Origin of the sequence: Actinomadura sp. WMMA1423 (assembly GCF_006547145.1) — a bacterium.
In the GTDB taxonomy this organism is placed as follows: Bacteria; Actinomycetota; Actinomycetes; order Streptosporangiales; family Streptosporangiaceae; genus Spirillospora.
In genome coordinates this window covers 7253173-7277372 of sequence record NZ_CP041244.1, presented here as the reverse complement: position 1 = coordinate 7277372, position 24200 = coordinate 7253173, and the positions used below count along the sequence as shown (strand labels likewise).

Annotated in this window: 27 protein-coding genes; 8 read left to right on the top strand and 19 right to left on the bottom strand. The window is 70.6% G+C overall.

What is annotated here, in order from left to right; all coding sequences use genetic code 11:
- The first annotated feature begins 61 nt into the window (after positions 1-61).
- Positions 62-1201 (top strand): serine hydrolase, encoded by a 1140-nt coding sequence (locus tag FKD65_RS33805; protein WP_141582480.1) that lies wholly within the window; start codon positions 62-64, stop codon positions 1199-1201.
- A gap of 33 nt (positions 1202-1234) precedes the next feature.
- Here FKD65_RS33805 and FKD65_RS33800 read toward each other — a convergent pair whose 3' ends face one another.
- Positions 1235-1528: a DUF1330 domain-containing protein gene (locus FKD65_RS33800; protein WP_141582478.1), complete on the bottom strand. Its 294-nt coding sequence runs from the start codon at positions 1526-1528 to the stop codon at positions 1235-1237.
- A gap of 196 nt (positions 1529-1724) precedes the next feature.
- On the opposite strand from FKD65_RS33800, the gene FKD65_RS33795 reads away from it, so the two are divergent.
- Both FKD65_RS33795 and FKD65_RS45105 read left to right on the top strand, forming a co-directional pair.
- Positions 1725-2060 carry a hypothetical protein gene (locus FKD65_RS33795; protein ID WP_141582476.1) on the top strand — a complete coding sequence of 112 codons (336 nt, stop codon included), beginning with the start codon at positions 1725-1727 and terminating at the stop codon, positions 2058-2060.
- A gap of 18 nt (positions 2061-2078) precedes the next feature.
- A complete protein-coding gene (locus tag FKD65_RS45105; RefSeq protein WP_205718333.1) occupies positions 2079-2405 on the top strand; it encodes a hypothetical protein in 327 nt (108 codons plus the stop codon).
- 129 nt (positions 2406-2534) lie between these two features.
- On the opposite strand, the gene FKD65_RS33785 is transcribed toward FKD65_RS45105, so the two are convergent.
- Complete coding sequence (locus FKD65_RS33785) at positions 2535-3737, bottom strand: amidase (RefSeq protein ID WP_141582474.1); 1203 nt, start codon at positions 3735-3737, stop codon at positions 2535-2537.
- Between the two features lie 423 nt (positions 3738-4160).
- The gene (gene map / locus FKD65_RS33780; protein ID WP_141582472.1) at positions 4161-4943 is read right to left on the bottom strand and encodes a type I methionyl aminopeptidase; all 783 of its coding nucleotides are present in this window, start codon (positions 4941-4943) and stop codon (positions 4161-4163) included.
- A gap of 66 nt (positions 4944-5009) precedes the next feature.
- Here map and FKD65_RS33775 point away from each other — a divergent pair, with 66 nt between their 5' ends.
- Positions 5010-5297: a helix-turn-helix domain-containing protein gene (locus tag FKD65_RS33775; RefSeq protein ID WP_141582470.1), complete on the top strand. Its 288-nt coding sequence runs from the start codon at positions 5010-5012 to the stop codon at positions 5295-5297.
- 181 nt (positions 5298-5478) lie between these two features.
- Here the strand turns inward: FKD65_RS33775 and FKD65_RS33770 are convergent, their stop codons facing one another.
- The 3 genes from FKD65_RS33770 to FKD65_RS33760 form a co-directional block, all read right to left on the bottom strand.
- On the bottom strand, positions 5479-6060 hold the full coding sequence (locus FKD65_RS33770) for a hypothetical protein (protein WP_141582468.1): 582 nt from the start codon (positions 6058-6060) through the stop codon (positions 5479-5481).
- Between the two features lie 521 nt (positions 6061-6581).
- Positions 6582-6773 carry a DUF397 domain-containing protein gene (locus FKD65_RS33765; protein ID WP_141587240.1) on the bottom strand — a complete coding sequence of 64 codons (192 nt, stop codon included), beginning with the start codon at positions 6771-6773 and terminating at the stop codon, positions 6582-6584.
- Positions 6773-7549 carry a helix-turn-helix transcriptional regulator gene (locus tag FKD65_RS33760; RefSeq protein ID WP_302931623.1) on the bottom strand — a complete coding sequence of 259 codons (777 nt, stop codon included), beginning with the start codon at positions 7547-7549 and terminating at the stop codon, positions 6773-6775. The genes FKD65_RS33765 and FKD65_RS33760 overlap by 1 nt, the downstream gene beginning before the upstream one ends.
- Before the next feature lie 137 nt (positions 7550-7686).
- Here FKD65_RS33760 and FKD65_RS33755 point away from each other — a divergent pair, with 137 nt between their 5' ends.
- On the top strand, positions 7687-8115 hold the full coding sequence (locus tag FKD65_RS33755) for an ATP-binding protein (RefSeq protein ID WP_141582464.1): 429 nt from the start codon (positions 7687-7689) through the stop codon (positions 8113-8115).
- Between the two features lie 100 nt (positions 8116-8215).
- Here FKD65_RS33755 and FKD65_RS33750 read toward each other — a convergent pair whose 3' ends face one another.
- The 3 genes from FKD65_RS33750 to FKD65_RS33740 all read right to left on the bottom strand — a co-directional run bounded on the left by FKD65_RS33750 (position 8216) and on the right by FKD65_RS33740 (position 10384).
- Positions 8216-8716: an SRPBCC family protein gene (locus tag FKD65_RS33750; RefSeq protein ID WP_141582462.1), complete on the bottom strand. Its 501-nt coding sequence runs from the start codon at positions 8714-8716 to the stop codon at positions 8216-8218.
- On the bottom strand, positions 8713-9075 hold the full coding sequence (locus tag FKD65_RS33745) for a metalloregulator ArsR/SmtB family transcription factor (protein ID WP_141582460.1): 363 nt from the start codon (positions 9073-9075) through the stop codon (positions 8713-8715). The genes FKD65_RS33750 and FKD65_RS33745 overlap by 4 nt, the downstream gene beginning before the upstream one ends.
- An 85-nt stretch (positions 9076-9160) precedes the next feature.
- The gene (locus tag FKD65_RS33740) at positions 9161-10384 is read right to left on the bottom strand and encodes an epoxide hydrolase family protein (protein WP_141582458.1); all 1224 of its coding nucleotides are present in this window, start codon (positions 10382-10384) and stop codon (positions 9161-9163) included.
- A gap of 103 nt (positions 10385-10487) precedes the next feature.
- On the opposite strand from FKD65_RS33740, the gene FKD65_RS33735 reads away from it, so the two are divergent.
- A complete protein-coding gene (locus tag FKD65_RS33735) occupies positions 10488-11063 on the top strand; it encodes an ABATE domain-containing protein (protein WP_141582456.1) in 576 nt (191 codons plus the stop codon).
- 230 nt (positions 11064-11293) lie between these two features.
- On the opposite strand, the gene FKD65_RS33730 is transcribed toward FKD65_RS33735, so the two are convergent.
- Positions 11294-12094, bottom strand: a complete 801-nt coding sequence (locus tag FKD65_RS33730; RefSeq protein WP_141582454.1) for an NUDIX domain-containing protein — start codon at positions 12092-12094, stop codon at positions 11294-11296.
- A gap of 550 nt (positions 12095-12644) precedes the next feature.
- Here FKD65_RS33730 and FKD65_RS33720 point away from each other — a divergent pair.
- Positions 12645-13289 (top strand): hypothetical protein, encoded by a 645-nt coding sequence (locus tag FKD65_RS33720; RefSeq protein WP_168220890.1) that lies wholly within the window; start codon positions 12645-12647, stop codon positions 13287-13289.
- A 122-nt stretch (positions 13290-13411) separates the two neighbouring features.
- Here the strand turns inward: FKD65_RS33720 and FKD65_RS33715 are convergent, their stop codons facing one another.
- The 8 genes from FKD65_RS33715 to FKD65_RS33680 form a co-directional block, all read right to left on the bottom strand.
- A complete protein-coding gene (locus FKD65_RS33715; RefSeq protein WP_141582447.1) occupies positions 13412-13822 on the bottom strand; it encodes an HIT family protein in 411 nt (136 codons plus the stop codon).
- Between the two features lie 123 nt (positions 13823-13945).
- Positions 13946-14200 (bottom strand): hypothetical protein, encoded by a 255-nt coding sequence (locus tag FKD65_RS33710; protein ID WP_141582445.1) that lies wholly within the window; start codon positions 14198-14200, stop codon positions 13946-13948.
- Complete coding sequence (locus tag FKD65_RS44545) at positions 14197-15588, bottom strand: hypothetical protein (protein ID WP_168221276.1); 1392 nt, start codon at positions 15586-15588, stop codon at positions 14197-14199. Before FKD65_RS44545 ends, FKD65_RS33710 begins: the two co-directional genes overlap by 4 nt.
- Before the next feature lie 75 nt (positions 15589-15663).
- Positions 15664-16719: an SRPBCC family protein gene (locus FKD65_RS33700; protein WP_141582443.1), complete on the bottom strand. Its 1056-nt coding sequence runs from the start codon at positions 16717-16719 to the stop codon at positions 15664-15666.
- Positions 16720-16878: 159 nt separating this feature from the next.
- On the bottom strand, positions 16879-17529 hold the full coding sequence (locus tag FKD65_RS33695; RefSeq protein WP_205718948.1) for an SUMF1/EgtB/PvdO family nonheme iron enzyme: 651 nt from the start codon (positions 17527-17529) through the stop codon (positions 16879-16881).
- Positions 17530-17594: 65 nt separating this feature from the next.
- Complete coding sequence (locus FKD65_RS33690) at positions 17595-18908, bottom strand: HEAT repeat domain-containing protein (protein WP_141582438.1); 1314 nt, start codon at positions 18906-18908, stop codon at positions 17595-17597.
- 15 nt (positions 18909-18923) lie between these two features.
- Complete coding sequence (locus FKD65_RS33685) at positions 18924-21425, bottom strand: multicopper oxidase domain-containing protein (RefSeq protein ID WP_141582436.1); 2502 nt, start codon at positions 21423-21425, stop codon at positions 18924-18926.
- Positions 21422-22570 (bottom strand): hypothetical protein, encoded by a 1149-nt coding sequence (locus FKD65_RS33680; RefSeq protein WP_205718332.1) that lies wholly within the window; start codon positions 22568-22570, stop codon positions 21422-21424. Before FKD65_RS33680 ends, FKD65_RS33685 begins: the two co-directional genes overlap by 4 nt.
- Before the next feature lie 55 nt (positions 22571-22625).
- Between FKD65_RS33680 and FKD65_RS33675 the strand changes: the two genes are divergently transcribed.
- On the top strand, positions 22626-23408 hold the full coding sequence (locus FKD65_RS33675) for a DUF2249 domain-containing protein (RefSeq protein WP_141582434.1): 783 nt from the start codon (positions 22626-22628) through the stop codon (positions 23406-23408).
- 72 nt (positions 23409-23480) lie between these two features.
- Here the strand turns inward: FKD65_RS33675 and FKD65_RS33670 are convergent, their stop codons facing one another.
- Positions 23481-24176, bottom strand: coding sequence for a metalloregulator ArsR/SmtB family transcription factor (locus tag FKD65_RS33670; RefSeq protein ID WP_141582432.1), 696 nt, complete (start codon positions 24174-24176; stop codon positions 23481-23483).
- Between the last annotated feature and the right edge of the window lie 24 nt (positions 24177-24200).

The following is a 24200-nucleotide window of genomic DNA, read 5'->3' as shown; positions in this document are numbered from 1 at the left end:
GGCTCGTCGCGGCGGCGTCGGCGGTCCAGCCGGCCGGTCGTTCGCGCGAGATGATGGGCCGGTGACCGACCTGACCGACCTGCTGAACTCCCTCGTCTCGGACGGCGCGGTTCCGGGGGCCGTGGGCCTGGTGGCTCGCGGGGACCGGACGGAGGCGGCGGCTGCGGGAGCGTCCAGCCTCGGCGGCCCGCCGATGGCCGGGGACTCCCTCTTCCGCTTCGCCTCGCTCACCAAGCCCATCACGGCCGCGGCCGTCATGATGCTGATCGAGGACGGCCGGGTCGCGCTGGAGGATCCGATCAGCCGGTGGATGCCGGAACTCGCGGCGCCGAAGGTCGTCCGCACCCCCGCGAGCCCCGTGGACGACGTCGTGCCCGCCGCCCGCCCGATCACGGTGTTCGATCTCCTCGGCTTCCAGGCCGGGTACGGATTCGCCTCCGACTTCACGCTGCCGGCGATCCAGGCGCTCTTCCCCGTGCAGAAGGATCCCCGCGAGCCGCGGGGCTTTCCCGGGCCGGATGCCTGGATCGCCGAACTGGCCGAGATCCCTATGCTCTGCCAGCCGGGCCGAGCGTGGCTCTACGACACCTGCTCCACTCTCCAGGGCATGCTGGTCACGCGCGTCACCGGCCTGCCGCTGCCCGACTTCCTGGCTGAGAGACTCTTCGTCCCCTTGGGGATGACCGACACCGCATTCCACGTCCCGGAGAACAGGCGGGAGCGGTTCACGAGTTTCTATATGCCCTCCCGCGAAGACGGCCTGGAACTGGCCGACGCACCGGACGGCCAGTGGAGCAGCCCGCCCCTCTTCCCCCTGGGCAACGCAGGCCTGGTGGGAACCGCTGACGACTGGCTCGCCTTCGGCCGCATGCTCCTGAACGACGGTCGCGCCCCCGATGGCCGCCGCCTGCTGTCGGACGACTCGATACGCCTGATGACCACCGACCACACGACGCCGGCCCAGCGCGAATTCGGCGCGCTGTTCCTGGAGGGCCAGGGCTGGGGGTTCGGCGGGGCGGTGGACATCACCCGTGCCGACCCATGGAACGTCCCTGGCCGCTACGGCTGGGTCGGCGGTACCGGCACCGCGGCCCACATCGTCCCGTCGACGGGCACCGTGACCGTCCTGCTCACTCAGGTCGGCCTCAGCGGCCCCGGCTCGCTCCCCTGGATGCGCGACTTCTGGCGCTACGCCGCTTAGAGGAGCGCGTCGGCTTCGCGATCAGGGCGCCGGTCAGTCGACGCCTTCGACGATGCGGAAGTCGCGCTCGACGGCGTCGGAAAGGACGGCCAGCGCCTCCTGGTACGCCTCGCTCTCGCGTGCCGCGACCGCCTGTTCATAGGAGTCGAACTCGACCAGGATGGTGCGCTCGGCGATGCCGGCGTCGTAGGCGACGACCCGACCGCCGCGGACGAGCACCCGCCCGCCCCCGGCCTGGACCGCCCGAGCGGCCAGCTTGTTGTAGGCGGCCAGCTTCTCGGGGTCGGAAATGGTGCGGTAGACACTGACCCAGTAGCCCTTGGCCATACAAACCTCCTGTGTTCGGACAAGCGCGCCAGGCCTGGGCCTTGACTCCGAACTCTGGACAAAGATCCATCCGGCCGGGGACAGCGTAGTCGACTCCCAGGCTTGTACGCGTTTACCCGCTTGCCCGGCCCACCCCGCAGCGATTACTTTATGCACTTGAGGAATGACCAAGAGTAAGAATCCTGGGAGGGTCGGAATGGGCCGCTTCGCCCCCTGCAAGATCGCCGCGACGGCCGTCGCCGCGGTCGCGCTCGCACCCCTGTCCTCCGTCGCCGCGAGCGCGCGGGAGCCCGCACGCTCCTTCGTCTACAAAGGGCAGACCTGCGAGGACCACAGTTACGACCGCACCGCGAGCTACCACTGCTGGGCGGGACCACCCGACGCACACGTCTACCAGACCCAGGCCAGATGCAGCGACGGCTCCTACAAGCACGGCAACTATGAGCGCTACACCTCCGTGTACTTCTCGCTCGTGGCCTGTCCGCCGGGTACCTCGGTGACCTGGTCGCGGCCCGAGCCCCAATACGACTGACTCGACGAAGGACATGCCGTGATCGCGAACGCACGATTCGCCGTGGCCGCGGTCGCGGCCGCGGTCTCCACCGCGGGCCTGACCGCCCTTCCCGCCCACGCGGCCCCGACCGTCCGATCCACCGGGCAGGCCGGCAAGAGGATCGTCTGCTCGACGTACCGGTCCTCGGACGGCAAGCGCATCGGCGTCGGCTGCGACGCGGGACGCTACTACGTCGTCGGCACGGCCTGCGGCCCGGGACACTGCACCACCATCGGCGGACCCGTCGTCAACGCTCCCGAGGTCTCATGGGCCCACGCGGGCAGCGGCTACTTCGGCGGCGACATCCGCGCGGTCTTCCTCTGAGAGCTGATCGGCGGTGAGGTTACGGCCCGCCGGTCCCGGCCGGGGTGCGCTCCGGCTTCGGGCCGGATGTCTGAACCGCTTTCCTCGCCACCGCGAAGACCGGCCACCTCGACCTCCCGGAGCCAGTGGTCAGGGGCGGAGTCTCGCACTGGGCTGACCGTCCGGCCCGGTCGGCTGTGCCCGTTTCGGCCAGGGATTCAGGCGTTCAAGGTCGGCGGCCAACCGCAGGAGAACACCCTCTTCGCCGTGTCGTACGACGGCCTGCAGCCCCACCGGAGTGCCGTCGGCGGCCTGGCCGGCAGGGATGCTGATGGCGGGGTGTCCACTGATGTTGAACGCCCAGGTCAGACTGACCGACATTGTGCTGCCAGGACCTTGGTGCCCATGCGGAGGCCCCGGTGTCGTAGGCGTGAACAGCACATCGACATCGTTGAAGAGCTGTTGCAGCCTCGCGTTGTTGACTCGCCGGACGGTTTCGGCAGCGACGAGGCCATCGCCGCCGCCGCGAATCGCGATCCAGGCGGGTTCGGGGTCGAGCAGATCGGCTCTGGCCCGATGCCATCTCACATGGCCCGCGCCGACCAGGCGACCAACAGCCGCCCAAGCGATCTCCGCCTGCTCGGAGTCGACATCGGCATACCCCAGATTCGCGGACCAGGTGGCTGCGAGACCCTTGTCCTTGGCGGCTCCGATCGCTGCCTCATCCAGGAGGACGGACATGTGCAGCGCGGCGTCCCTGGCCGAGCGGACGATCGCACCGGGAACGTTGAGTCCCGCAGAATCGCGGGCCGGGAGTCGCCCGTTGGTGGGCTTGAGCCCGATGGCACCGCACCATGCGGCAGGAATACGAGTGGATCCGGCACCGTCACTGGCAGTGGCAAGCGGGACGACCCCCGCCATCACCGCCGCAGCGGAACCCGCCGATGAACCGCCCGGCGTCCGGTCCGAACACCACGGGTTGACCGTCGGGCCGCGCTCTGTATACCCCCAGGTCTGCCACCCGGTGGTCGATTTCGGCACGGAAGTGAGGCCGATGACGACACACCCTTCCCGCCTCAGCCGAACCGTCTGGAAATCATCCAGCCCGCCCCATGCCTTGACTCCGATGGGCACTCCGGCCAACCGCAGCCGTGCCCCCTCGGCCACCGCACGGTCAATCTCTTTCGCTTCCGCAAGCGCCTGCGCGGTGAAATCTTTGCGGAACGCCCGCAGCGTCGGTTCAGTGGCCCGCTTCTGTGCGAGCGCCGCTCGCACAACCTCGACCACCGAGACATCCCTTCTTGCCACCAGTGCAGCAATGGCGGCGGCATCCAACTCCGAATACGCCTCCACCACGATCTGCCTAGCTAGGACTTCCAGCCGAGCTCAGCAAGCACGGCGGGGACGGGCTTCATTTCAACGCCACCGAGCAGTCGGGCCACCTCAGTGTCACCGAGCGGATGCTGCTCTTCATAGAAGCCATGAAATCTTTCACCGTCCCATTTTAGGTCCACTCGCACGGCGCGACCACTTGGAAGTATGTTGTGTCCCAATTGCCGCTATCACAACCAGGGTGATCGAGCGGGTGCGGCCCGGGAGCAGGACGCGAACGGCGCGCCGGAGCAGGATTTCCGCGGCGCGTGATGGCGACACAGAGGCAGGCGACCCGCACGGACAGCGGGAGGGGCGCGAAGCGGAGCGCGCGGAACGGCGCGCCCCGGACACGCAGGCATCGACCGAGCAAGAGGAAGGCTGGAGCGCTGGGGCGGCTTGACCTTACGGGCGCGCGTGCGACGGGAGGGTGAGGATTTCGGCGCCGTCGTCGGTGATGGCGATCGTGTGCTCGCTGTGGGCCGTGCGGCAGCCCGTCGCGCTGCGGAGCGTCCAGCCGTCGGCGTCGGTGACGAGTTCGGCGGTGTCAGCCATGACCCACGGCTCCAGGGCGAGCATCAGCCCGGGGCGCAGCTTGTACCCGCGGCCGGGGCGTCCGGTGTTGGAGACGTGCGGGTCCTGGTGCATCGTCGATCCGATGCCGTGACCGCCGAACTCGGTGTTGATCGAGTACCCCGCCTCGCGCAGGACCGAGCCGATGGCGTGGGATATGTCGCCGGTGCGGGCCCCTGGCCCGGCGGCGGCGATCCCCGCCCGCAGCGCGCGCTCGGTCGCGTTGATCAGCGCGACGCTCTCCGGGGGCTTCGATTCGCCCACGATGAAGCTGATGGCCGAGTCCGCGGCGACTCCCTCCAGGGAGACGGCGAGGTCGAGCGACAGCAGGTCCCCGTCGGCGAGCGTGTAGTCGTGGGGCAGCCCGTGGAGGACGGCGTCGTTGACGGCGGTGCAGATGTAGTGCCCGAACGGACCGCGCCCGAAGGACGGCGCGTAGTCGACGTAGCAGGACTCCGCTCCCGCCTCGACGATCATCTCCTTGGTCCACCGGTCGATGTCCAGGAGGTTCGTGCCGACCGAGGTGCGGCTCCTCAGCGTCTGCAGGATGTCGGCGACCAGGGCGCCCGTGTCCTTGGCTCGGGCCAGTTCGCTGGGGTTCAGGATCTCGATCATGCTGCGCCCATCTCAACGTCACCAATAACTATACCGGTCATACTATACCGGTACTAGAATCGGGTCATGGTCAGGTTGCCGCTCACCCCCGCGGAGCTCGAACGCGGGCAGCGCCTCGGCGCCCTCCTGCGCCGGGCCAGGGGCGAGCGCTCGATCCTCGACACCGCGCTCGACGCGTGCGTCTCCCCGGAGACCCTCCGGAAGATCGAGACGGGCCGCGTGGCCACCCCCGCCTTCTCGACCATCGCGGCGATCGCCGAGGTCCTCGGCCTCTCCCTCGACGAGGTGTGGGCCGAGATCTGCCGTCCCGAGCGTGATGCCGAGTCGACCAGCACCGGTCGCAGTACAGCGTAGGCGGGTGGGCCGGCAAGGGCGTCCGCCGAGGCTGACGGGACGAGCCGACGCGATGCGGGGTCTGTGGTGCGAACCCTCCGGCGGGACGTGGCGGCAATGCGAGACGGCCTTTACGCGGAGCCTCGCGCTCCCCGTAAAGGCCGCCACTTCCGCACCTGCTGTCGGCTTGCCGAACGCCGATCTAATCGAACGCGGTGTACCGGCCGTAAGGCGCGGTCAGCTGGAAGCTCTTGAACTTCCCGGTCTTGCAGTTGCTCCACGTGTAGTACGTGTTCCCGTAGACCCGGCGCATCTGGAAGCCGCGGGTGACCACGAGCGTCGTCTTCGGCGGGACCGAGGTCTCGTGGCTCTCCGTGGCGGTGATGCTGTACGACTTCTCCAAGCCGCCGCCGATCTTCACGTTCACCTCGGCGAAGATCCAGGCCTTGAAGGACCCGGAGGCCTCGGCGCTGACGTTCCACTTCGTCGTCGCGTGCTTGGTGAGGGTGTAGGTCCGCTTCACCGACCGCTTCGACTTGTTGATCAGAACGTCTCGTTCGCCCGTGGGCTTGCGGTACTTGGTCTTGCGCTGGACCTTGACGGCCCAGCCGGCGTCGCAGTGCGGGCCCGCGGCCTGGACGGTCTTGCCGTGCGCCGCCACCTGCCCGGCGGCGGAGGAGCCCGATCCCGGGCTCGCGAGTGCGATGGTCGGGACGGCGACCACAGCGGCCGCTCCGGCGCCGATCACGGCGAGGCGGGCCGACTTCGTCTTCACGCTCTTCATGAATTCTCCCTGCGTGGCTACGCATTTCCGATCCGGTGGGAAGAGCGTATGAATCCAGGGAGAAAGCACCCTAGGGCCTTAGGGCCCTACGGGGCCTTGACGGGGACCTCAAGATCACCCCCGGACGCGTCCGTCCAACACGAAAGCCCAGATAACGGCCATCGAGATGGTTCGCGGCAGATCACTATCGGCTTTGAGATGCCGTTGGCCGCTTCCTGTTAGGAGAATCGGCGCCGCTCGCCATGACATTTCTCCTCGTGAGCTCGGCACATCCCCGTAAGGGCGCCGCTCAGGCCCGATACCGGCCGGAACACCGCCCGCATGGACGAAGGGGCCCTGTTCCGAAGCCCAGACCAGCGCTCCTGCCGGGCGGCGGCCATTGGTTCAAGCCCGGACTTCAGCGTGGTGTGCCCGGCGCCGGGACGGACAGGGTGGCCCTGCCCTCTCCGGGAAGCCATGAGGCCCGCCGCGAGAAGGGGGGACCGGCCGGAGTCCGGCGGACGAGCCAGACGGGAGGACGGTCAGCGGTCCGCGGTCTGCTTGATCTGCTCGATCACGTCGACGAACTGCGCGACGGAGAGCGTGAGATGTCCCGCGCCCAGGTCCTTGCTGTCCCTCAGCCCAATCCCGACGCCGGGAGCAAGACGGGCCAGCTCAACGCAATGCTCATCATTCACGCCGCCACTGTACGAACTCTTCCGCCACTGCTGCATCATGTGAGTCGCTCCGCATACTGCTTGATGATCTCGCGAGAGGCTTCCTCGGGGGCAGCCTTTACGCCGATGCGATCGAACATAACGGACAACTCCCGAACCTCGCCAGGCGTTTCGATCAGGCGTCCGCCATGTTGGGCACCGGAGTACGCGACGTCACGATCTTCCAGGCCAAGTATCTGCACCGACCCCTCGAAACCCATGTGTGCACCCGACGAGAAGGGGATGATGCGCAGGCTCACGTGCGGAAGTTCGGTGAGGGCGAGCAGGTGCTCGAACTGCTTTTTCATGACGTCTGGGCCACCGACCATGCGAGCCAACACACCCTCGTCAATCACCGCCCAGGTCAGGAGCGAGCCTCCCTTCTCCCAGTACGCCCGCTTCCGCGCGACCCGACGCGCCATGGTCGCATCCAGATCCTTGAATCTGCTCGCCTCAACGCAGGCCCAGGTGTAGTCGTCCGTCTGGAGCGCCAGGGGCACGGCCTGACCGTGATAGGTCTTGATCGAAATTGCCTCCTCCTCATACTTGTCGAGCTGCCTCCCCCAGTCCGGATCGTGCATCATTCGGGCAAACCAGAGCAATAGCTGCAATAGCCTGCCGGTGCCATATTTCTCGTCCAGCTTCACCAGGTGATCTTCTTGGGGTCGCTGCCTTCCCGCCTCGATGTTGCAAACAGAAGACCTGGTAACTCCGATGATCTTTCCGACCTGAGTGAGCGAGAGCCCTGCCTTCTCTCGAAGGAATCGCAGGTAGAAGGCCAGGAAGTGGTACATGGAGATCTGTGGATCCAGGGGATCGCGAACGAGGGGCACGAGTACTCCTGTTTTGCAATGTTGTTTGTACAGGTCAACCCTAAGACTCCTGGTGATCCTTGTCACAGGAAATCGGAACCTCGGACAAGGGCGGGGCGATGGGGATGACGGCGCGTGGGGATCTACTTATGCCCCTTATTGGAACACCGTCCGCAGTGGGACTGGCGCGAACCCTGGTGGAGGCACGAATCCGCAACTGGAACTATTTCGACATCATCGACAATGCGCTTCTCGTCGCGTCCGAGCTCGTCACGAACGCGGTCCGGCAGACACCGCACCAGGAGATCCGCCTCCAGCTCAGCCGGGACGGGCACGGCATCGTCATCGCCGTCTGGGACGCCGACTACGCCCTCCCCCAGACCAAGCCGACGAAGGAACTCACCCTCGAAGACCTCGACCTCTCCGCCGAGGCTTTCGACGACAACGGCGGCTATGGCCTGCACATCGTCCAGGCCTTGTCGAGCAAGTGCGGCGTCACCGGCGACCCGGCCGGCGGCAAGTGGGTCTGGTCACGCATCCGAACGTGACCGCCCGACCGAATACCGGGCACGCGGCGTGCTGCCGTCGTGGGGAGGGGCGATGACGACAGCACGCCGCACCTCATGGGGCCACGCCCTGGTTTTCCTGTCAGTCTCCGGCGGCCAGCTCGACGAAGTACGCCTTCATGGCGGGATAGTAGGCGTCGAAGTCCGGCTGGGGTGAGCCGTCGCGGGCCGCCACGAGCATGTCCAGGTAGTACTCCCAGCCCGGACCTATCTCGCCGATCTGCTCCTCGGTGTCGAGGTGCTGCACGAATCGCAGCTCGGTCGAGCCATCGGTTTCCGACAGCAGCAGCTCCAAGCGCCAGGTACCGGATTCGTCCGTCGCCGACAGGGCCAGCCGCCGTGGGGGGTCGCATGCGTCGATGTGCATGGCGGTCCATGGCGCCTCTTCCTCGAACGCCATCTGCACCTGGATGGTCCGGCCCGGTGCGGCGTCGCCCTTCCACGGGCCGTACCAGCGGGCCGTACGCTCGGGCTCGGTGACGCTGGCCCACACGTCCTCGGCGGACGCCCGGAACGTCCGGGTCAGGACGAGATCACTTCCGGCGGCGGTGCGGACCAGCCTGCCGGTGGGTCGACGGTTCATGCGGTGTTCTCCTTCGCTTCGTCGGTGGTGCCGTGGGCACGGCGTTGGCGGCGAGTCCGATGGACCTCTGTCTCCAGCGCGTCGAAGCGGTGCTCCCAGCCGAGCGGCTGGACGAACTGGGCGAGCCAGGCGGCAAGGTGGGTGAACTGCCCCGGGTCGATCTCATAGAGCCGTTCCCTGCCGACGAGTTCGTCTCGTACCAGCCCGCTCTCCCGGAGCACCCGCAGGTGGCGGCTCACGGCCGGCCGGCTGATCTCGAAGCGGCCGGCGATCTGCCCTGCCGTGAGCCGCCCGCCGCGCAGCATGACCAGGATCTCCCGGCGCACCGGGTCCGCGATCGCCTTCACCACGTCGTCCACGACCGAAAGCGTAACCTGTAGGTTACGTTTCTGTCCACAGCGACCCCCAAGGGAGATCTCGCATCACAGCCCGTGGGGCTGCGGTTCACCGTTGGGCGGCCAGAACGGCCGCGAGGCCTTCCTGCAGATCCCTGACGAAGAACTCGGGGACCTCCAGCGACGGGAAGTGGCCCCCGGCTTCGGGCGACCTCCACCGGACGATCTGCCGGTACCGCTCCTGCGCCCAGGGGCGCGGGCACTTCTCGATGTCGCGGGGATAGATGCTGATCGCCGAAGGGACATCGACCCGAAGGTCCGGGTCGAGCGAAGCATGGCTTTCGTAGTAGATGCGGGCCGATGACGCGCCCGTCCGCGTCAGCCAGTACAGGGTGACGTCGTCGAGGATGCGGTCCCTGGAAATCCTCTCGAACGGGCTGTCCTCGGTGTCCGTCCACTCGGCGAACTTGTCGAGGATCCAGGCGAGAAGCCCGACCGGCGAGTCGACGAGCGAGTAGCCGATGGTCTGCGGCCGGGTCGCCTGCTGCTTCGCGTACGCCGCGCGGTGGAGCCAGAAATCGCGCGTCTCCTCGGTCCATGCGCGCTCGGTCGCCGTCAGCCCGTCCGTCGTCAACCCGGGCGGTGCCTGCGCGAGCGTCGTGTGGACGCCGAGCACGTGCGCCGGGAACCGGCCGCCGAGAACCGCGGTGATCACGCCTCCCCAGTCGCCGCCGTGGGCCAGGAACCGGCCGTACCCGAGCCTTCCCATCAGTTCCACCCAGGCGGCCGCGATCCTTTCGATCCCCCACCCGGTGGCGGCCGGCCGGTCGCTGTAGCCGAAACCCGGCAACGACGGGGCCACGACGTGGAACGCCGGCGCGTCCGGGTCCTTCGGGTCTGCCAGCCCGTCCACCACGTCGGCGAACTCGGCGATGCTGCCCGGCCAGCCGTGCGTCAGGATCAGAGGAGTGGCGTCCGCGCGCGCGGATCGGCGGTGCAGGAAGTGGATGCCCAGTCCGTCGATGGTCGTGCGGAACTGGCCGATCCGGTCGAGGCGCTCTTCGAACGACCGCCAGTCGTACCCGGTGCGCCAGTAGTCCACGAGGTCGACGAGGTCGGCGAGAGGAACGCCCTGGTCCCAGCGGCGAGGGCCGGGCGCCGCGGGAGAGACCGTCTCGGCCTCCGGCAGCCGCGCGGCGGCCAGTCGCGCGCGCAGATCGTCGAGGTCGGCGTCGGTCGCGCGGGCTTCGAACGCCCGCACGTCGCCGGTCGGAGCGACAGCGCCGCGATCGACGGCGGGGGCGGCGTCGGTGGCGGACCTGTGCGGGGTCATGAGACCTCCCGGTCGTCGTGGAGTCTCGCCTGGAACTGCCGAGAACCATCTAAGACGGTTCTAACACGCCCGGACGCGAGCGGCAACCGGCTAAGGTGGTTCCATGCCCGCTGGACTCCCTGAATTCCGTCTCGGCAAGGTGCTCGCGACCAGCTTCACGGGGACCCTGACGGAGCGTCGCGGCGACCCCGTGGAGCGCATTCCCACGCCGCGGCGACTTCTCGACTGGCTGGCGGTCTACGGCCTCGCCGTGGAGTCCTGCACCAGCGCCCAACTCGAACGCGCCCGGGAACTGAGGGAGTCGATCCACGCCGCCGCGACGGCCGCCGCGCGCCAGGAGGCTCTTCCCGCGGCCACGGTGCAAGTCATCAATGACTGCAGTGTTCAGGGTCGGGCCGCGGCCGTCCTGACGCCCGAGAACACCCGGCGATGGCTGCTCGGCCCGGCCTCCCGCGTGGAGGACGCCCTGAGCGTGATCGCCGCCGACGCGATCAGCATCCTCGCCGGCGAACGGGACGGAAGGCTGGCCTTGTGCGCATCGCCGACCTGCCGGGCCGCCTTCTTCGACACGAGCCAGAGCCGCACCCGCAGATGGTGCGAGATGAACACCTGCGGGAATCGCCAGAAGAAGGCACGCTTCACTGCCAACCAGCAAAAGAAGCTCAAATCGGCAAAGTAGGTCCCCGTCGGCCTGGCCTGCGAGCCCGCGAACGGACCAGTCCCCCGCTGCTGGTGGCACAGATCGGGTCAGGCCGGGCATCCGATCACGGTCCTCACACCGAAGACCGAATGTCGCGGCGTGTCGCCCGTCATGGGGGGGTCCTGACGACGGCACGCCGCGACGCCTCCACCCGTGCCCGATCCCTCAGCGCGGTCGCCGTCACCGGCGAGTCGAGTTCCGTGCGCCGGTCAGGAGCCCGGCGTCCAGCCGCGGACGCTGAACGCCTCCTCGCGACCGATCGCGGCGAGGGCCTGCGCGCAGTAGGGGATCAGATCGGCCGGGGGAGCCGCCGGATCGATCCACAGCGCCTCCGAAGCCCTGTCGGGTTCGGCCGCGTGCGGTTCGCCCGCCCAGCGGCGGAAGGTGAACCAGTAGTCGCTGATCGCGTGGCAGGGGCCGGGCAACGTCGCGGCCGTGCGGTGCATGACATGGCTGAACACGGCATCGTGGCGGTTCAGCGTCACGCCGGTCTCCTCCCTGGCCTCGCGGATCGCCGCCGCCAGGACGTCCTCGCCGGGCTCGATCCGTCCCGCGGGAGGGGCCAGCCAGCCGTCGCGGTAGCCGGTGTTGTGGCGGCGCAGCATCAGCACCGCGCCGTCCGGCCGGCGCAGCAGCACGTGGGGCGCGATGAAGGATCCGTGCCAGCCGTTCGCGCCCCCCGCAGCGCCCTCGCGGGCGGAGACGGTGCCGAGCCGTCCGGCCAGGTGCTGTGCGGCCTGGTCAGGGCCGCCTGCCAGGTCGACCATGGGGACGGCGGCCGTCAGAATCACGTCGGCCAACTCGTCCAGGACGTCCGCGGCCGTCCTGTGGACGCCCTTGCGGGGATTCCCGCCGGTCATCCCGAGGTAGGCCTCGACGACCTCGCCGACCTCTTCGGCGATCTTCATCACCAGCAGGTGCGTCGGCACTTCCGCCAGGTAGCCGGTCCGGATCCGGGCGGAATCGGCCCAGAACCCCCGGCAGGGCTCGGCAGCTTCGGAGTTCGCCACGACGCGACCCTAGAGCCCGGAGCGGTGACAGGTCCCCGGTTCTCGAACATCTGGTCGAAGCATGACCCCCGCGAGTCCGAAACCTCCGTTGGGCCGGAACGGATGGCGCCGCAAGAACGCCGCGGCCGCCTGGGAATGGGACGTTTCCGTCCCACGGAACCGAACAGATCATGCACAATCTGTCGCGAGCCGGTTCCGGGCCAGGTGTTCGGGACGTCCGCGGTAGCGCTTGGAGGAGCCCTCGGTGACAGGTCCTGCTGGTCCACCATGGGGACAGGGCGGGCACAGGCCGCCGCCCGTTCCGCCGCAGTACCCGCCGCCCCCACCCGGATACGGAGCACCACCGCCCTGGTGGCAGGGCCCGCCTCCGCACCCACCGCGGTATCCGCCCCAGCCTCCCTATCCGCCCCCGCACCCGCCGTACCGGCCGCCCGGACCTCCGCCGCCCCCACGTCCGCCGTCGCGGGCGAGGCGGATCCTCCGGAGGCTGAACCCGTTCCTCGCCGCGCGGGCGGTGTTCCGGCCTTCACGGCCGGATCTGATCGTCGACGTGCGGGTCCGGAAGCTGCAGGTCGCCCGCGCCTGGGCGGGCATCGTGGTGACTCTCGCCGTGGCCGCGGTCTACCGGGTCACCGCCCCCAAGGAGCTGGCGAGCGAGCGGTTCGGCGACGCCTGGATCAACGTCCTGATCCTCACCTGCGTCCTGCCACTGGTCGTGGGCGCCTTCGTCGTGGTCGCCCGCCCGCCGAACCGTGGCGCGTTCGCCCGCCGGCTCCGCTACCCGTTGATAGCGGTCGCGGCGATGTTCGGCTCCATGTTCACGTTCGTGCTCGCGGCCGTACCCGATCTGGAGGGTGCGCGCGACGCGGCAGGGCCGGTGGTGATGATCCCCATGGGTGTGGTCCTTTTCCTCTGGATGCTTCCCTTCGCCCTCTACGGCATCGTCCTCTCACTGACCAACGTGTTCCGGACGGCCGACATCCACGAAGTGGTGCCGCCCCTGGTGAGCGTGGCGGCGTCCTGGGTGGTGGCCGTGGTCAACCTCTTCGACGACTCCTACAAGGGAGTTCCACACGTCCTGGCCCTGGCGCTGCTGCTCGGGGCGCCGGTGACTGTCTCCGCGCTCGCCTACTACGAGTTGCGCAGGCTACGCCTCCTGCACGGCATCACCTTGGCCAACACTCTGTTGCGCTGACTCCACCACGCACCCAGCGACCCCAGCCCATAACAGCCGTCAACGCTCCCGAAGGGTCCACTCGAACAGGGACAACGCATCGGCGCCCGGACCGGGCCGGACGACCGCACCGCGCGGCCGCATCAGCGGGCCGCAGCGATCCGCGCCAAGGTCCGTTCGAGTTCGTGCCCCGAGGCCGGTTGGGAGCTCCACATCGGGCGCAGGTCATCACCATGGCGACGCGGCACCACGTGCGTATGGAAGTGGAAGACCTCCTGCCCGGCTGCTTCGCCAGTGGAGTGGACGACGTTGACCCCGTCAGGAGCCAGCGCCGCCTTCACCAGGGCGGCGACTCGATGCACCATCCGGGCGACATGCGCGTGGACAGTCTCGGAAATGGACCAGATATCGGCGGCATGTTCACGCGGGACGACCAGCGTGTGCCCCGGCGCAGCCGGAGCGATGTCAAGAAACGCAACGGCGTACTCGTCCTCAAGCACCCGATAAGACGCCAGCCGCCCCGCAACAATCCCGCAGAAAACACACTCGCTCACCCACCAATGGTCACACGCGCGGCCCGTCCGCGCACCCCACCGCGACAGGGGGCGAAACTGGCACCGGAGTTTCGCCCTAGAGGATTGGGCAGTTCAACGAGCTGGACGAAGCCGGGGCTTGGGTTAGTCGAGGTCGGGGAGTTTGGCGGCTATGGCGTAGTCGATCTGGATGTCTCGGTAGGTGGTTTCCTTTTTGACCTTGTCCGGAAGGTTGGTTCGGACGCTTCCCGAGGTCGACTCCTCGGAGGAGCCCTCGGTGAACTCGACTGAGACGTCGGGGACGGTCTCGAAGCGGAGTTCGTCGGCTTTCACCTTGGCGGTGAAGAGGATGTCCGCCTTGCGCCGGAGTTCGGCCTCGGGGTGGTCACCGGGGTTCACGAGCGCTTGCCTCCTCCTGGAGAGACCATCCGCATGAGGGCCTTGCCCAGCTCGCGGACGGATTCCTCGGTCTCGCGGAGGGCGCCCTGGAGTTCCGTAATCTCGTGTTCTCCGTCGGAGTGCTCCGCGCCGTTCGCGTTCTTCTGCTTGCCCTCCGGTTCGTCGTCCTCGTCGCCGGAAGACTCCTCTGGCTTCGCTCGCTTCTCGTCCTGGTCGGTAGCGTTCTCGGCTTCCGGCTCCTGGCCGTCCTGCTCTGAGGAACCCTCGCGTTCTGCTCCCTCTTCGCCCTGGTCGGACGGCTTCTCGGGCTCTGCCTTCTCTCCGTCCGGGGCTGTGGAGTTCTCAGTCGCCGTGTCGGTGGCCCCTTTGGCGTTTTCGGCTGTCTCGCTCGCGGTGTCCGCGACATCCCCGCCTGTGGACTCGGCGGCCTGTCCGGCGCTTTCCCCTGCGTTCTCAGCCGCGCTGCCCGCGCCCTTCCCGACGTTTTCGGCCGCGCCGCCTGCACCCTTGCCCGCGGCCTCCGCCGCGCCGCCCGCGCCCTCGCCCGCGGCTTCGGCTGCGCCGCCTGCTCCCTTGCCTACGTCTCGGACGCCTTCGCCTGCGCCTTCCGCGGCGCGGCCCGCGCCCTTGCCTGCCTCGCTGACGCCTTCGCCGGCGCCCTCGCCCACCTGTTCGGCCGCGCGGCCGGTGCCCTTGCCCACCTCGCTGACACCCTCGCCCGCGCCTTCGCCTACCTCTTCGGCCGCGCGCCCGGCGCCTCGGCCCACCTCGCTGACGCCCTCGCCCGCGCCCTTGCCGACGTCCTTGACGGCGCCGCCCGCGCCTTCGCCCACGTCCTTGACCGCGCCGCCCGCGCCCTCGCCGACGCTCTCGACCGCGCCGCCGGCTCCGCGGCCCACGTCCTCGACGGCGCCCCTGGCGCCCTTGCCGACCTCACCCACGGCGGAACCGGTTCCGGAACCGATGTCGCTGACCGCCGACTCCAGGCCGCGTCCGATGTGCTGGAGGATCTCCGGGTTGCGGTCGAGGGTCGTCAGGACGCGGTCGACGATGATGGCGACGTTGTCCAGCCGGACCTGGAGTTCGGCCTCCGCCGCGACCCCCTTGATCTCCAGCTTGACCTTGCCGAGGTACACGTCCGCGCCGACGTTCAGCTTGAGCAGGTCGAGCACCTCGGCGACGAGCGAGACGTGCGCCTCCAGGTTCTCGACCTCCAAGGAGATCTCCTCCACCTTGAGTTCCGGGACGTCGAGATGGACGTCGGGGCCCTCGGCGGGCTGCGCCCGCCTGTCCGGCTGGATGGTCCTGCCGGTCAGGCCCTCCGACTCCTCGCGGGACTCGTTCCGCTCCCGTTCGGGCTCGGCCTTGTCGGACGCGCCGTCGCTCATCGTTCCCCCCGATGCTCGATCATGGTCCCCCGGGTTTACATGCCCCCTCAGCACCGGTCCCCACCAGCGCGGATGTCAGTCACGGGCGCTCCCCGCCTTCTCCTTCTCCTTCTCCTTCTCCTTCTCCCCTTCCTTCTCCTCCTCCTGTGCTTCGGGCTTCCGCTGCCCGTCGCCCTTCTCCTCCTCCTCCTCCTGGGCCTCGCCCTTCTCCTCCTGGGCCTCGGCCTCGGGCTTCTCCTCGCCGTTGCCCTCCTCGGACTGCTGCTCCTCTTCCTCCTTGAGCGCGTCCTCGTGGGTCTTGACCACCTCGCCGTCCCGGATCTCGCCGCGCCAGCCTTCGGTCTCCTCCTGGTCCAGGAGGGTCTTGGTCATCATGTGGCGCTTGATGTGCTTGAAGTCCAGGCGGAGGCGGCGCCCCTGGGCGCGCCAGAGGTTCGCGGTCTTCTCGAAGAAGCCGTCCGGGTGGTACTCGGCCACCAGGAGGACGCGCGTCATGGACGGCGCGAGCTCGTGGAACGTCACGGCGCCGTCGACGTAGCCCTTGGGCCCCTTGGACTTCCAGACGATCCGCTCGTCGGGGACCTGCTCGATGATCGTCGATTCCCAGGTGCGGTGGGACAGGAAGACCTGGGCCCGCCAGTTGATCTTCTCGTCGGACTCCTGCTCGACGCTCTCGACCTTCTTGGTGAAGCTCGGGTAGTCGGCGAACTGCGTCCACTGGTCGTAGGCCACGCGCCGGGGCAGTCCGACGTCGAACTCCTCCATGATGTTGGTGACCTTCATCTTGCCCTGGCCGCCGCCCTTGCCGTCCTTGCCCCCGCCGCCGCCGAAGGCGCCCTTCACCTTGTCCTTCACCACTTCCTTCGCGCCGGTCGCGCCCGCGCTGAGGCCCGCCTTGAGCGGCGACTCGCCCTCGGCGAGCTTCTTCGCGCCGGTGGCCGCCGCCTTCTCGGCGACTCCCCCGCCGTCCGCGGCGGAGTTGACGCGCTCGGTCAGGCCCTCGATCTGTCCGGTCGCCTTCGCCAGCGCCCGCGCCAGGAGCGCCTGGGCGAACTCGCGGCCGACCTCCTTGAGCTGCTCGATGGGGAGATCCTGCGCGTTCCCGCGGTCCCCCGCGCCCGCTTCCGTCATGATCAGCCTTCGCTTCCTTGCCGATTTCCCCGACCCTGTCGGCATAGCCCGGGGAATCGGGACCAAAACGGCAAAAGCACCACTGGCCAGCAAAAACGAAGGATTTGCCATCTGTTTGCGGACGGAAGGCAGGCCCTTTCAGCCGGCCCGGGTCCGTGGTCAGCGGGTGGAGGAGCGCGCCACGCGCAAGCCCACGTCGTCGATCCGGAACGTCGGGTGGCTGCGGCGCCGCACGGAGGCCCGGCAGCTCCAGTGCTCGTCGGACCATCCGCCGCCTCGGAGCACCCGGTAGGCGCCGTAGACCTCGGGGTCATAGAGGTCCCAGCACCATTCCCAGACGTCGCCCAGCATGTCGTGCAGGCCCCACGCGTTGGGCCGCTTGCCGCCCACGTCGTGCACGCGGTCCTGGGCGTTGCCGCGGTACCAGGCGATCTCGTCGAGCGGCCCGTACCGCGGGCCCGCCGTGCCCGCGCGGCAGGCGTGCTCCCATTCGGCCTCGGTCGGCAGCCGGTACCCGTCGGCGTGGACGTCCCAGTCGGCGCCCTCGCCGGTGCCGCCGAGGCGGTACACCGGGGACAAGCCCTCATACCGGGACAGGGCGTTACAGAACCGGACCGCGTCCACCCAGGAGACGCACTCGACGGGCAGCCGTTCTCCTCGCGCGGTGCTCGGCCGCTCGCCGGTGACCTGCTCGTACTGCGACTGGGTGACGGGCACCGCCGCCAGCCGATAGGGCGAGAGGTCGACCGTCCATCTGCACCGCGTCCGCCGGTCGGAGAGCGTCACCGTCCCCGCCGGGACGGCGATCATCTCGATTCCGGCGCTCTTGTCCATGGGCTGGCGATCCTACCGACGCCCACCTCCCTCGCGGCGGGTCAGATCTCCAGCGCGCCGGGGGGATGGCCGTGACGGCGCCCGCAGGAGGTCAGCGCCAGGACGGCATGGCCTTGGACGGACGTCTGCGGGCCCAGAGCGGACGGGTCGACCGACGCGCGGGCCGCGAAGCTGGTGGCGTGGCACTCGTCGGGGATGCCGAGGTCCCCCTTGACCTGGAGGTAGCGGGCCTGGAAGGCGGCGCTGTCGTGGAGGTCGATGCCGTCGAAGGCGTCGTCGGGGAAGGGGTCGGTGTGCGGGAGGACGTAGCCGTCCTCGGCGGGGTGGGAGCCGATCTGGTCGTCCGGGTCGAAGACGTCGTAGTAGCGGACGATGTCGCCGTCTTCGGCGACGCACCAGGACGTCCACTCGTCGCCGCAGCTCGCGCCGTACCAGTGGGCCGCGCCGAAGCGGCGGCTCAGCTCGCGGCAGTGCTCCTGGACGTCGGCGGGGTCAAGGTCCTCGTGGGTGGGGAAGGGGGCGCCGAACAGGAGCGTCCAGCCGTCCAGGCTCGGGGTGACGTAGACGCGGCGGCAGGAGCGGTGCTCGCCGCGCCAGACGTGGTGGTCGTGGTTCCAGGCCGACGCGCCGAGCCGCATCGTGACGGGTTCGGGTTCGGAGAGGCCGAAGGCGTCGAGGACGGCGGCCCGGTCGCCGGTGGGGACGGCGTACCAGGTGCCGCACAGGTGCATGGGCTCGGGCGTCTCCGTCGCCGCCTTGACGCGGATCAGCCGACGGACGAGGGCCTGGTCGCGGTCGTCCAGCGCGGACGGGCCGCCGACCGCGGCGAGGGCCTCAAGCGCCCGGCGCCGGGCGGGGGTGCGGGAGCGCCGGATCCGGCGGAGGAGCGGGACGACGCCGGGCCCGATCTCCTCGAGCGCCCAGATGACGCGTTGCCGGACGTCGGGGTCTGGGTCGTCCAAGAGGGCGAGCAAGGCGGGGGCGTGCGGGAGGGCCGCCTCGCCCCTGTTCTGCAGGACGTAGGCGGTGTTCGCGCGGACCTTCGGGCTCGGGTGGCTCAGGCCCGGGACGAAGGCCGCCAGGTCGGCGATCTCCAGGCCGCTGTGGGCCCAGCCGCAGCGGCGGGCGACCTCGCCGGTGGGCGCGGTCGCCATGGCCTCGATCAGAGGGTCCAGGGCGGGACGGCCGATGCGCCGCAGGACGGTGGCGCCGGCGGCCCAGTCGACCGGGGACTCCTCGTCGCAGAGGACGGCCAGGACGGGCCGGACGGCGGGTGCGCCGATGGCCACGAGGGCATCGCCCGCCGCCTTCCGGTCGGGCCCGGCCAACTGGTCGATCAGTGCCTCTGTCTCCACGCGGGGATGATGGCACTACCCGGTGACATTCACGATCCCGTGGGCGCCGGCTTCACCGTGCCGCATGTCGTGGTCGACGAAGGGGTAGTGGCCGGCCTCGGGGACGACGGTCTCCACGAAGCCGCCTTGGCCGGGCGCCAGGTCGAGCACCTGGGCACCACCTGAGTCCCCCTTGCGCAGCAGATAGGCGCCTTCCTTGTAGACGGTGTCGAACTGGGCTCCGACGATGTGGAAGGCGGTGCCGGACGAGGGGCCCGCGTCCACCACCCAGACCCGGACGCGGTCACCGGTGCGGGCCGTCAGCGGGGCGTGGTCGTAGCCGGCGGCGGTGCCGTTGAACATCCAGGCGTCAGGACGGCCCTGCTGCATCTTGGCGACCTGCTCGGTGGAACCGGGGAGACCGAGGTACAACTCGCCTTGGACGAGGGCGTACTCGCGGTCTGCGCGGGGCAGGCCCGGTGGGTCGATGATGACGGCGCCGTACATGCCGTTCCCCATGTGCTGGAGCATCGGCATGGTCGAGCAGTGGTAGAGCCAGGCCCCGGCGTGTTCGCCGCGGAAACGGTAGGTGAGGCGTTCGCCCGGCTGGATGGTGCGCATGGGGACGTCCGGCGCGAGCGATCCGGCATGGAAGTCGATGCCATGGCCCATAGCGGCGTCGTTGACGAGCGTGACGGTGAAGACGTCGCCCACCTTGCCTCGCAGGACCGGGCCAGGGACGGTGTTGCCGAACGTCCACATGCGCTGGCGCACGCCTGGCGCGACCTCTAGTTCCTGTTCGGTGGCGTGCAGTTCGACACGGTGTTCCTTGCCTCCCGGGGCCGGGGCGAGGGCGGCGTCGTAGGGGCGCCAGTGCGGCGACATAGGGGCCGAAAGGTCGAGCGGTCCGGATGTCATCGTGTGAGGGCCGCTCGTGCCGTGCCGACCGCTCGTCCCGTGAGCGCCGTCCGTCACGTTGATCCGCATGGTCATGCCGGCGGCGCGGTGGCCCGCGACGGTGCACCAGCCGTCGACGGCGCTCTTCAGCGGGGGCAGGGTCAGGGTCGCGGTCCGGCCCGCCGCGAGCATGGGGGTGGCCTGCCCGGAGGCCAGACGCAGGTCGTGCGGCTGGGCGTCCTTGTTCGTGACGCGCAGGACGAGCCGGGTGCCGGGCGCGGCGTCGATCGACCCGGGCCGGATGCGCATGTCGGCGAGCGTCACGTCCACGACTCGGGCACCGGACGCGGCGACCGTCTCCGAGGCGGGGCCGTGCGCGGTGGAGCCGCCGTGCGCTGTGACACCGACTGCCAGGGCCGTGAGCAGGACACCCGCAGCGATCCCCGCGACGGCCGGGGACGGGCGGTGCGAGCGCAGGACGGTCGCGGCGGCCAGCGCGACGAAGGCGAGAAGCGCGGCGATGACGGCCCCCCAGGCGGTGCGGGCCGCCCACGCGGGGACCGGGAGGACGAGCAGCGGAACCGCCGCGTTCACCGCCGCCACGCGGACCGTCCAGGCGCGTTCGATCAGAGCGGCGTTGGCCTTGAGTGCGGCGGGACCTCCTCCCAGCACCACCGGGAGCAGGAAGGTGAGGGCGCCCAGGAGCGTCTGGCCGACGAAGCCCACCAGGACGAGGGGCAGCAGTCCGTCCAGGCTCTGCCGGGACGCGTCCGCGATCAGGAACACGACGAACCACGCCGTCCCGGCCGCGAGCGTCCAGGACGCGGCGTTGTGAGGGCGCCGCCGCCGCAGGGTCCGCACAAAGGGAACGAGGGAGAGCCCGGCGGCGAGAGCGTAGAGGACGAGACCGGCCGCGGTGAGCCGGCGCGACTGGAGAAGGAGACCGGTCACAGCGGCGGCCAGACCCGGGACGGCGGCGCGCAGAGACCAGCGGGCGATCCGTTCCGTGCCGTCCTGGATCCGCGTGCGCAGGACGGTAGGCCACAGCGTGAACAGCGTCCCGAGAACCGTCAGGCCGACCCAGCCGAGCAGGTTCACGTGGGCATGGGCATCCCGCGCGGAGGCGGCGTGCCCGGACGCCATCAGCCCGCCCAGCGTGCCCCCGGCGACCAGCGCGGCGCCCGCCCACACGTACCAGGCGACGACGTGCGCGAACCGCCCGGTCAGTGCGCGCCGCCCGCGCAGCGCCAGCATCGTGACGTGCGCCGCCACGACGCCCACGACGGCCGCCGCCCCGCCGGCGGCGACCGCCGGGACTCCGCCGGTGACCCCGCAGAGGACGGCGACGATCCCCGCGTTCAGGGCCGCCAGGCGGGTGAACGGCCACCAGCGCGCGGGCGGCGGGGTCCGCAGGAGAGCGGCGGCGAAATGCTCCGTCCACGTGACGATCGCGTTGGTGACGGCGCCGAGCAGGAACACGTGGATCAGCAGCCAGTGCGGTGCGGGCAGCTCGCGGTGGAGCAGGGCCGCCGCCGCGGTCAGGGCGAGCCACGCGAGGACGGCGCCGTTCGCGACGGCGTGTCCGGTGGCGCGGGCGGGACGGGGCGGCGCCGGCCTCGGCCGCGCATCGGTGGACGTCATGGCGTTTCCCTTCGCAGCAGGCGGGCCGCGGCCACGGCGCAGCCGCCGAAGAGCAGGAGCGACGCCTCGCCGAGGACGCCCCCGGCCGTCCGCAGGGCCGAGACGCCCGCGAGGTCGCCCGCGAGCCGGACGAGCAGGGACGCGTGGAGCAGCACCAGGGGCGCGTACAGGACGGGGTGGAACGGCAGGCGAACCCGGAGCACGGCGGGCAGGATCACCGGGGCGTGCCCGAAGACCATCGACATCACGAAGCCGAGGAAGACGGCGTGCAGGGCCGCGTCGTAGGGTCCGCCGCCGGCGGGCCGTCCGGCGGCGAGCCAGATCGTTCCGGCCACGGCCAGCCAGGCGTATCCCGCGAGGAGGCAGACGGCGGCGTAGCGGGGCAGGCCGGACATGCGGACGGTCCGGCGGGCGACGTCGCGGGCGGCGAGCAGGACGGCGAGCGCGGCCATGCCGAGGCCGGTGAGGCGCCATCCCGCGCCCGGCCACGGGACGGAGGCGGCGGCACCCGCGAGGATTCCGGCCGCCGCGAGGACCGGCCCGGCGGTGGCGCGGCGGCCGGAGAACTCGAGGCGGGCGAGTTCGAGCCGCTCTCCCGCGATCGTGAGGACCAGGAACGAAGCGAGCCACGGGACGATCTCGGCGACCGTCCGGCCGGCGATCCACAGCAGGCCGCCGGCGTACCAGGCGGCGGCGCCCGCCGTCTGGACGAGCAGGTCGGGTCCGGTGCGGCGGCCGGTCAGGACCGTGACGTAGACGGCGACGAGCCAGCCGCCCGCGGCGGTGAGCAGGAGCCGCCCGGGCCGGTCGAGCCCGGCGGCGGTGGCGAGGGCGCCGAGGCCGGCGAGTGCCGGGGCGGCATACGCCCAGGGGCGCGCGAGGGCGACGGCGCGTTCCAGGGAGATCAGCGTGCCGAGGAAGCCGAGCGCCATCAGGGGCCCGTGGCCGGCGGCGAACCCGGCTCGCGGGAGCGGGACGTCGAGGCCCAGCAGCCCCAGGGCGCCCCATAGCGCGGCGGCGAGGGAGACCAGTGCACCGGCCAGCAGCGGGAGGCGGCGCACCGCGATCCCGCGAGTCCCGGCCCGGCGCGGCGGCGCGGGTCCGCGCCGCCGCGTCCCGGCCACCCCGCCCGCTCGTTTCTCCATGGCAGAAGTATAAATACATATAGTGTTGTGAAAACTAGTCGCAGGAGGAGTGCTCATGACCACATCGGCCACCGCCGCGCAGCAGGACACCGTGCGGGCGATCCGCGACCACCACGAGCGGCTCGGCCGGACCATGGCCGACCACGCCCTCACCATCGCCCGCGCCGCCGACCAGCTGGCCTCTCCCCATGACCGGCGCGACGCGCTCGCCGCGTTCTGCGAGGAGGAGGTCCTCCCCCACGCCGACGCCGAGGAGGGGACCCTGTACCGGGCCGCGGAGGATCTCCCCGAGGCGCGGCTGCTCCTGCGCGCGATGCTGGCGGAGCACGCCGTCCTGCGGGAGCGGGTCGCCGAGCTGAAGGCGGCGCGGACGCCCGGCGAGGCGGTCGGCGCGGCGGCCGTGCTCGACGCGTTGTTCCAGGCTCACCTGGCCAAGGAGAACGACCTGCTGCTGCCCGCGCTCGTGGACGCGGGCGTCGACCTCGCCAGGCTCCTCGCCGGAATGCGGGAGGTCCTCGGCGGCCCCGGAGACGGCGGTCCCGGGGACGGCGGCGCGGCCTGCACCTGCGGCGGGCACGACGACCCCGGCACGCCCGGCGCGACCGCCGAGATGGCCGGCGGGGAACTGGACGTGCGGACCCTCGTCCCCGCGCGGCGGCACGCGCAGATCTTCGACGCGTTCGGCGCGCTGGCGGCGGGGACGGCGTTCGTCCTCGTCAACGACCACGACCCGAAGCCGCTGTACTACCAGTTCGCCGCCGAGCACCCCGGCGAGTTCACCTGGGAGTACGAGGAGGCCGGGCCCGAGGTGTGGCGGGTCCGCATCGGCCGCCCCTGACCCGGCGAAGCCCGCCTGGCGGCCGCGGCGCGGCGGCCGCCGGGCGCTCCCGGCCGTCAGGCGCTCCCGGCGTCAGGGGCTCGGAGCCTCGGTCTCGGTGCGGCTGAGGTGGGCCAGGCACAGGTGCGGCTCGACGAACGGTTCGAGGCGGTCGGCGGCGAGCGGCGCCCGCATCTCGGCGAGCGCTCCCTGGATCAGGCCGAGGTGCAGCGGGCAGACGACCTTCCGGTCGCTCTCGGCGATCTCGCGGAAGGGGCAGTGGACGAGCCGGACCACGAGGTCGTCCCCGGCCCGCGAGTCGAAGCCGATGCCGTTCAGGAAGGCGGTCAGCCGGTCGAGCGCCTCGCCGGGCCCGACCCGCTGGAACGGCTCGGGCGGCTCGGCGAGGTAGCGCCCCCAGGCGCGCCCGGCCTCGGTCGCGGCCCCGGACGGGTCGTCCATGGTCCCGGCGACCAGGCTGGTGAGGATCTGGGCGAGCAGGCGGTAGCTGCGCACGCCCTCGCCCTCGTCGCCGCGCACCGCCCGGTAGAGGGCGCGCGGACGGCCCGGCCGCCCGCCCTCGGCGGGCCGCTCGGCGGCGCGCTCGGCGAGGCCGGCCTCGGCCAGGCCGTCGAGGTGCAGGCGGACGGTGTTCGGGTGCAGCCCGGTGCGTTCGGCGGCCTCCCGGACACCGAGAGGGCCGAACGCGCGCAGCACCTCCAGGACGGCGGACCGGCTGGCGCCGAGCCGCGCGCCCGGCTCGCCGTCCACCAGCTCGCGTTCACCCATTCCGCCATTTTATACAAGCGGAGC

What these genes read in the sequence shown, in the direction of transcription:
- FKD65_RS33740 (WP_141582458.1), bottom strand. Translation starts at nt 10,384, where the DNA reads ATGACCCCGCACAGGTCCGCCACCGACGCCGCCCCCGCCGTCGATCGC.
- FKD65_RS33670 (WP_141582432.1), bottom strand. Translation starts at nt 24,176, where the DNA reads ATGGGTGAACGCGAGCTGGTGGACGGCGAGCCGGGCGCGCGGCTCGGC.
- FKD65_RS33765 (WP_141587240.1), bottom strand. Translation starts at nt 6,773, where the DNA reads ATGCAGCAGTGGCGGAAGAGTTCGTACAGTGGCGGCGTGAATGATGAG.
- FKD65_RS33760 (WP_302931623.1), bottom strand. Translation starts at nt 7,549, where the DNA reads ATGTACCACTTCCTGGCCTTCTACCTGCGATTCCTTCGAGAGAAGGCA.
- FKD65_RS44545 (WP_168221276.1), bottom strand. Translation starts at nt 15,588, where the DNA reads ATGAGCGACGGCGCGTCCGACAAGGCCGAGCCCGAACGGGAGCGGAAC.
- FKD65_RS33695 (WP_205718948.1), bottom strand. Translation starts at nt 17,529, where the DNA reads ATGATCGCCGTCCCGGCGGGGACGGTGACGCTCTCCGACCGGCGGACG.
- FKD65_RS33770 (WP_141582468.1), bottom strand. Translation starts at nt 6,060, where the DNA reads ATGAAGAGCGTGAAGACGAAGTCGGCCCGCCTCGCCGTGATCGGCGCC.
- FKD65_RS33775 (WP_141582470.1), top strand. Translation starts at nt 5,010, where the DNA reads ATGGTCAGGTTGCCGCTCACCCCCGCGGAGCTCGAACGCGGGCAGCGC.
- FKD65_RS33795 (WP_141582476.1), top strand. Translation starts at nt 1,725, where the DNA reads ATGGGCCGCTTCGCCCCCTGCAAGATCGCCGCGACGGCCGTCGCCGCG.
- FKD65_RS33680 (WP_205718332.1), bottom strand. Translation starts at nt 22,570, where the DNA reads ATGGAGAAACGAGCGGGCGGGGTGGCCGGGACGCGGCGGCGCGGACCC.
- FKD65_RS33675 (WP_141582434.1), top strand. Translation starts at nt 22,626, where the DNA reads ATGACCACATCGGCCACCGCCGCGCAGCAGGACACCGTGCGGGCGATC.
- FKD65_RS33755 (WP_141582464.1), top strand. Translation starts at nt 7,687, where the DNA reads ATGGGGATGACGGCGCGTGGGGATCTACTTATGCCCCTTATTGGAACA.
- FKD65_RS33700 (WP_141582443.1), bottom strand. Translation starts at nt 16,719, where the DNA reads ATGACGGAAGCGGGCGCGGGGGACCGCGGGAACGCGCAGGATCTCCCC.
- map (WP_141582472.1), bottom strand. Translation starts at nt 4,943, where the DNA reads ATGATCGAGATCCTGAACCCCAGCGAACTGGCCCGAGCCAAGGACACG.
- FKD65_RS33685 (WP_141582436.1), bottom strand. Translation starts at nt 21,425, where the DNA reads ATGACGTCCACCGATGCGCGGCCGAGGCCGGCGCCGCCCCGTCCCGCC.
- FKD65_RS33800 (WP_141582478.1), bottom strand. Translation starts at nt 1,528, where the DNA reads ATGGCCAAGGGCTACTGGGTCAGTGTCTACCGCACCATTTCCGACCCC.
- FKD65_RS33735 (WP_141582456.1), top strand. Translation starts at nt 10,488, where the DNA reads ATGCCCGCTGGACTCCCTGAATTCCGTCTCGGCAAGGTGCTCGCGACC.
- FKD65_RS33750 (WP_141582462.1), bottom strand. Translation starts at nt 8,716, where the DNA reads ATGAACCGTCGACCCACCGGCAGGCTGGTCCGCACCGCCGCCGGAAGT.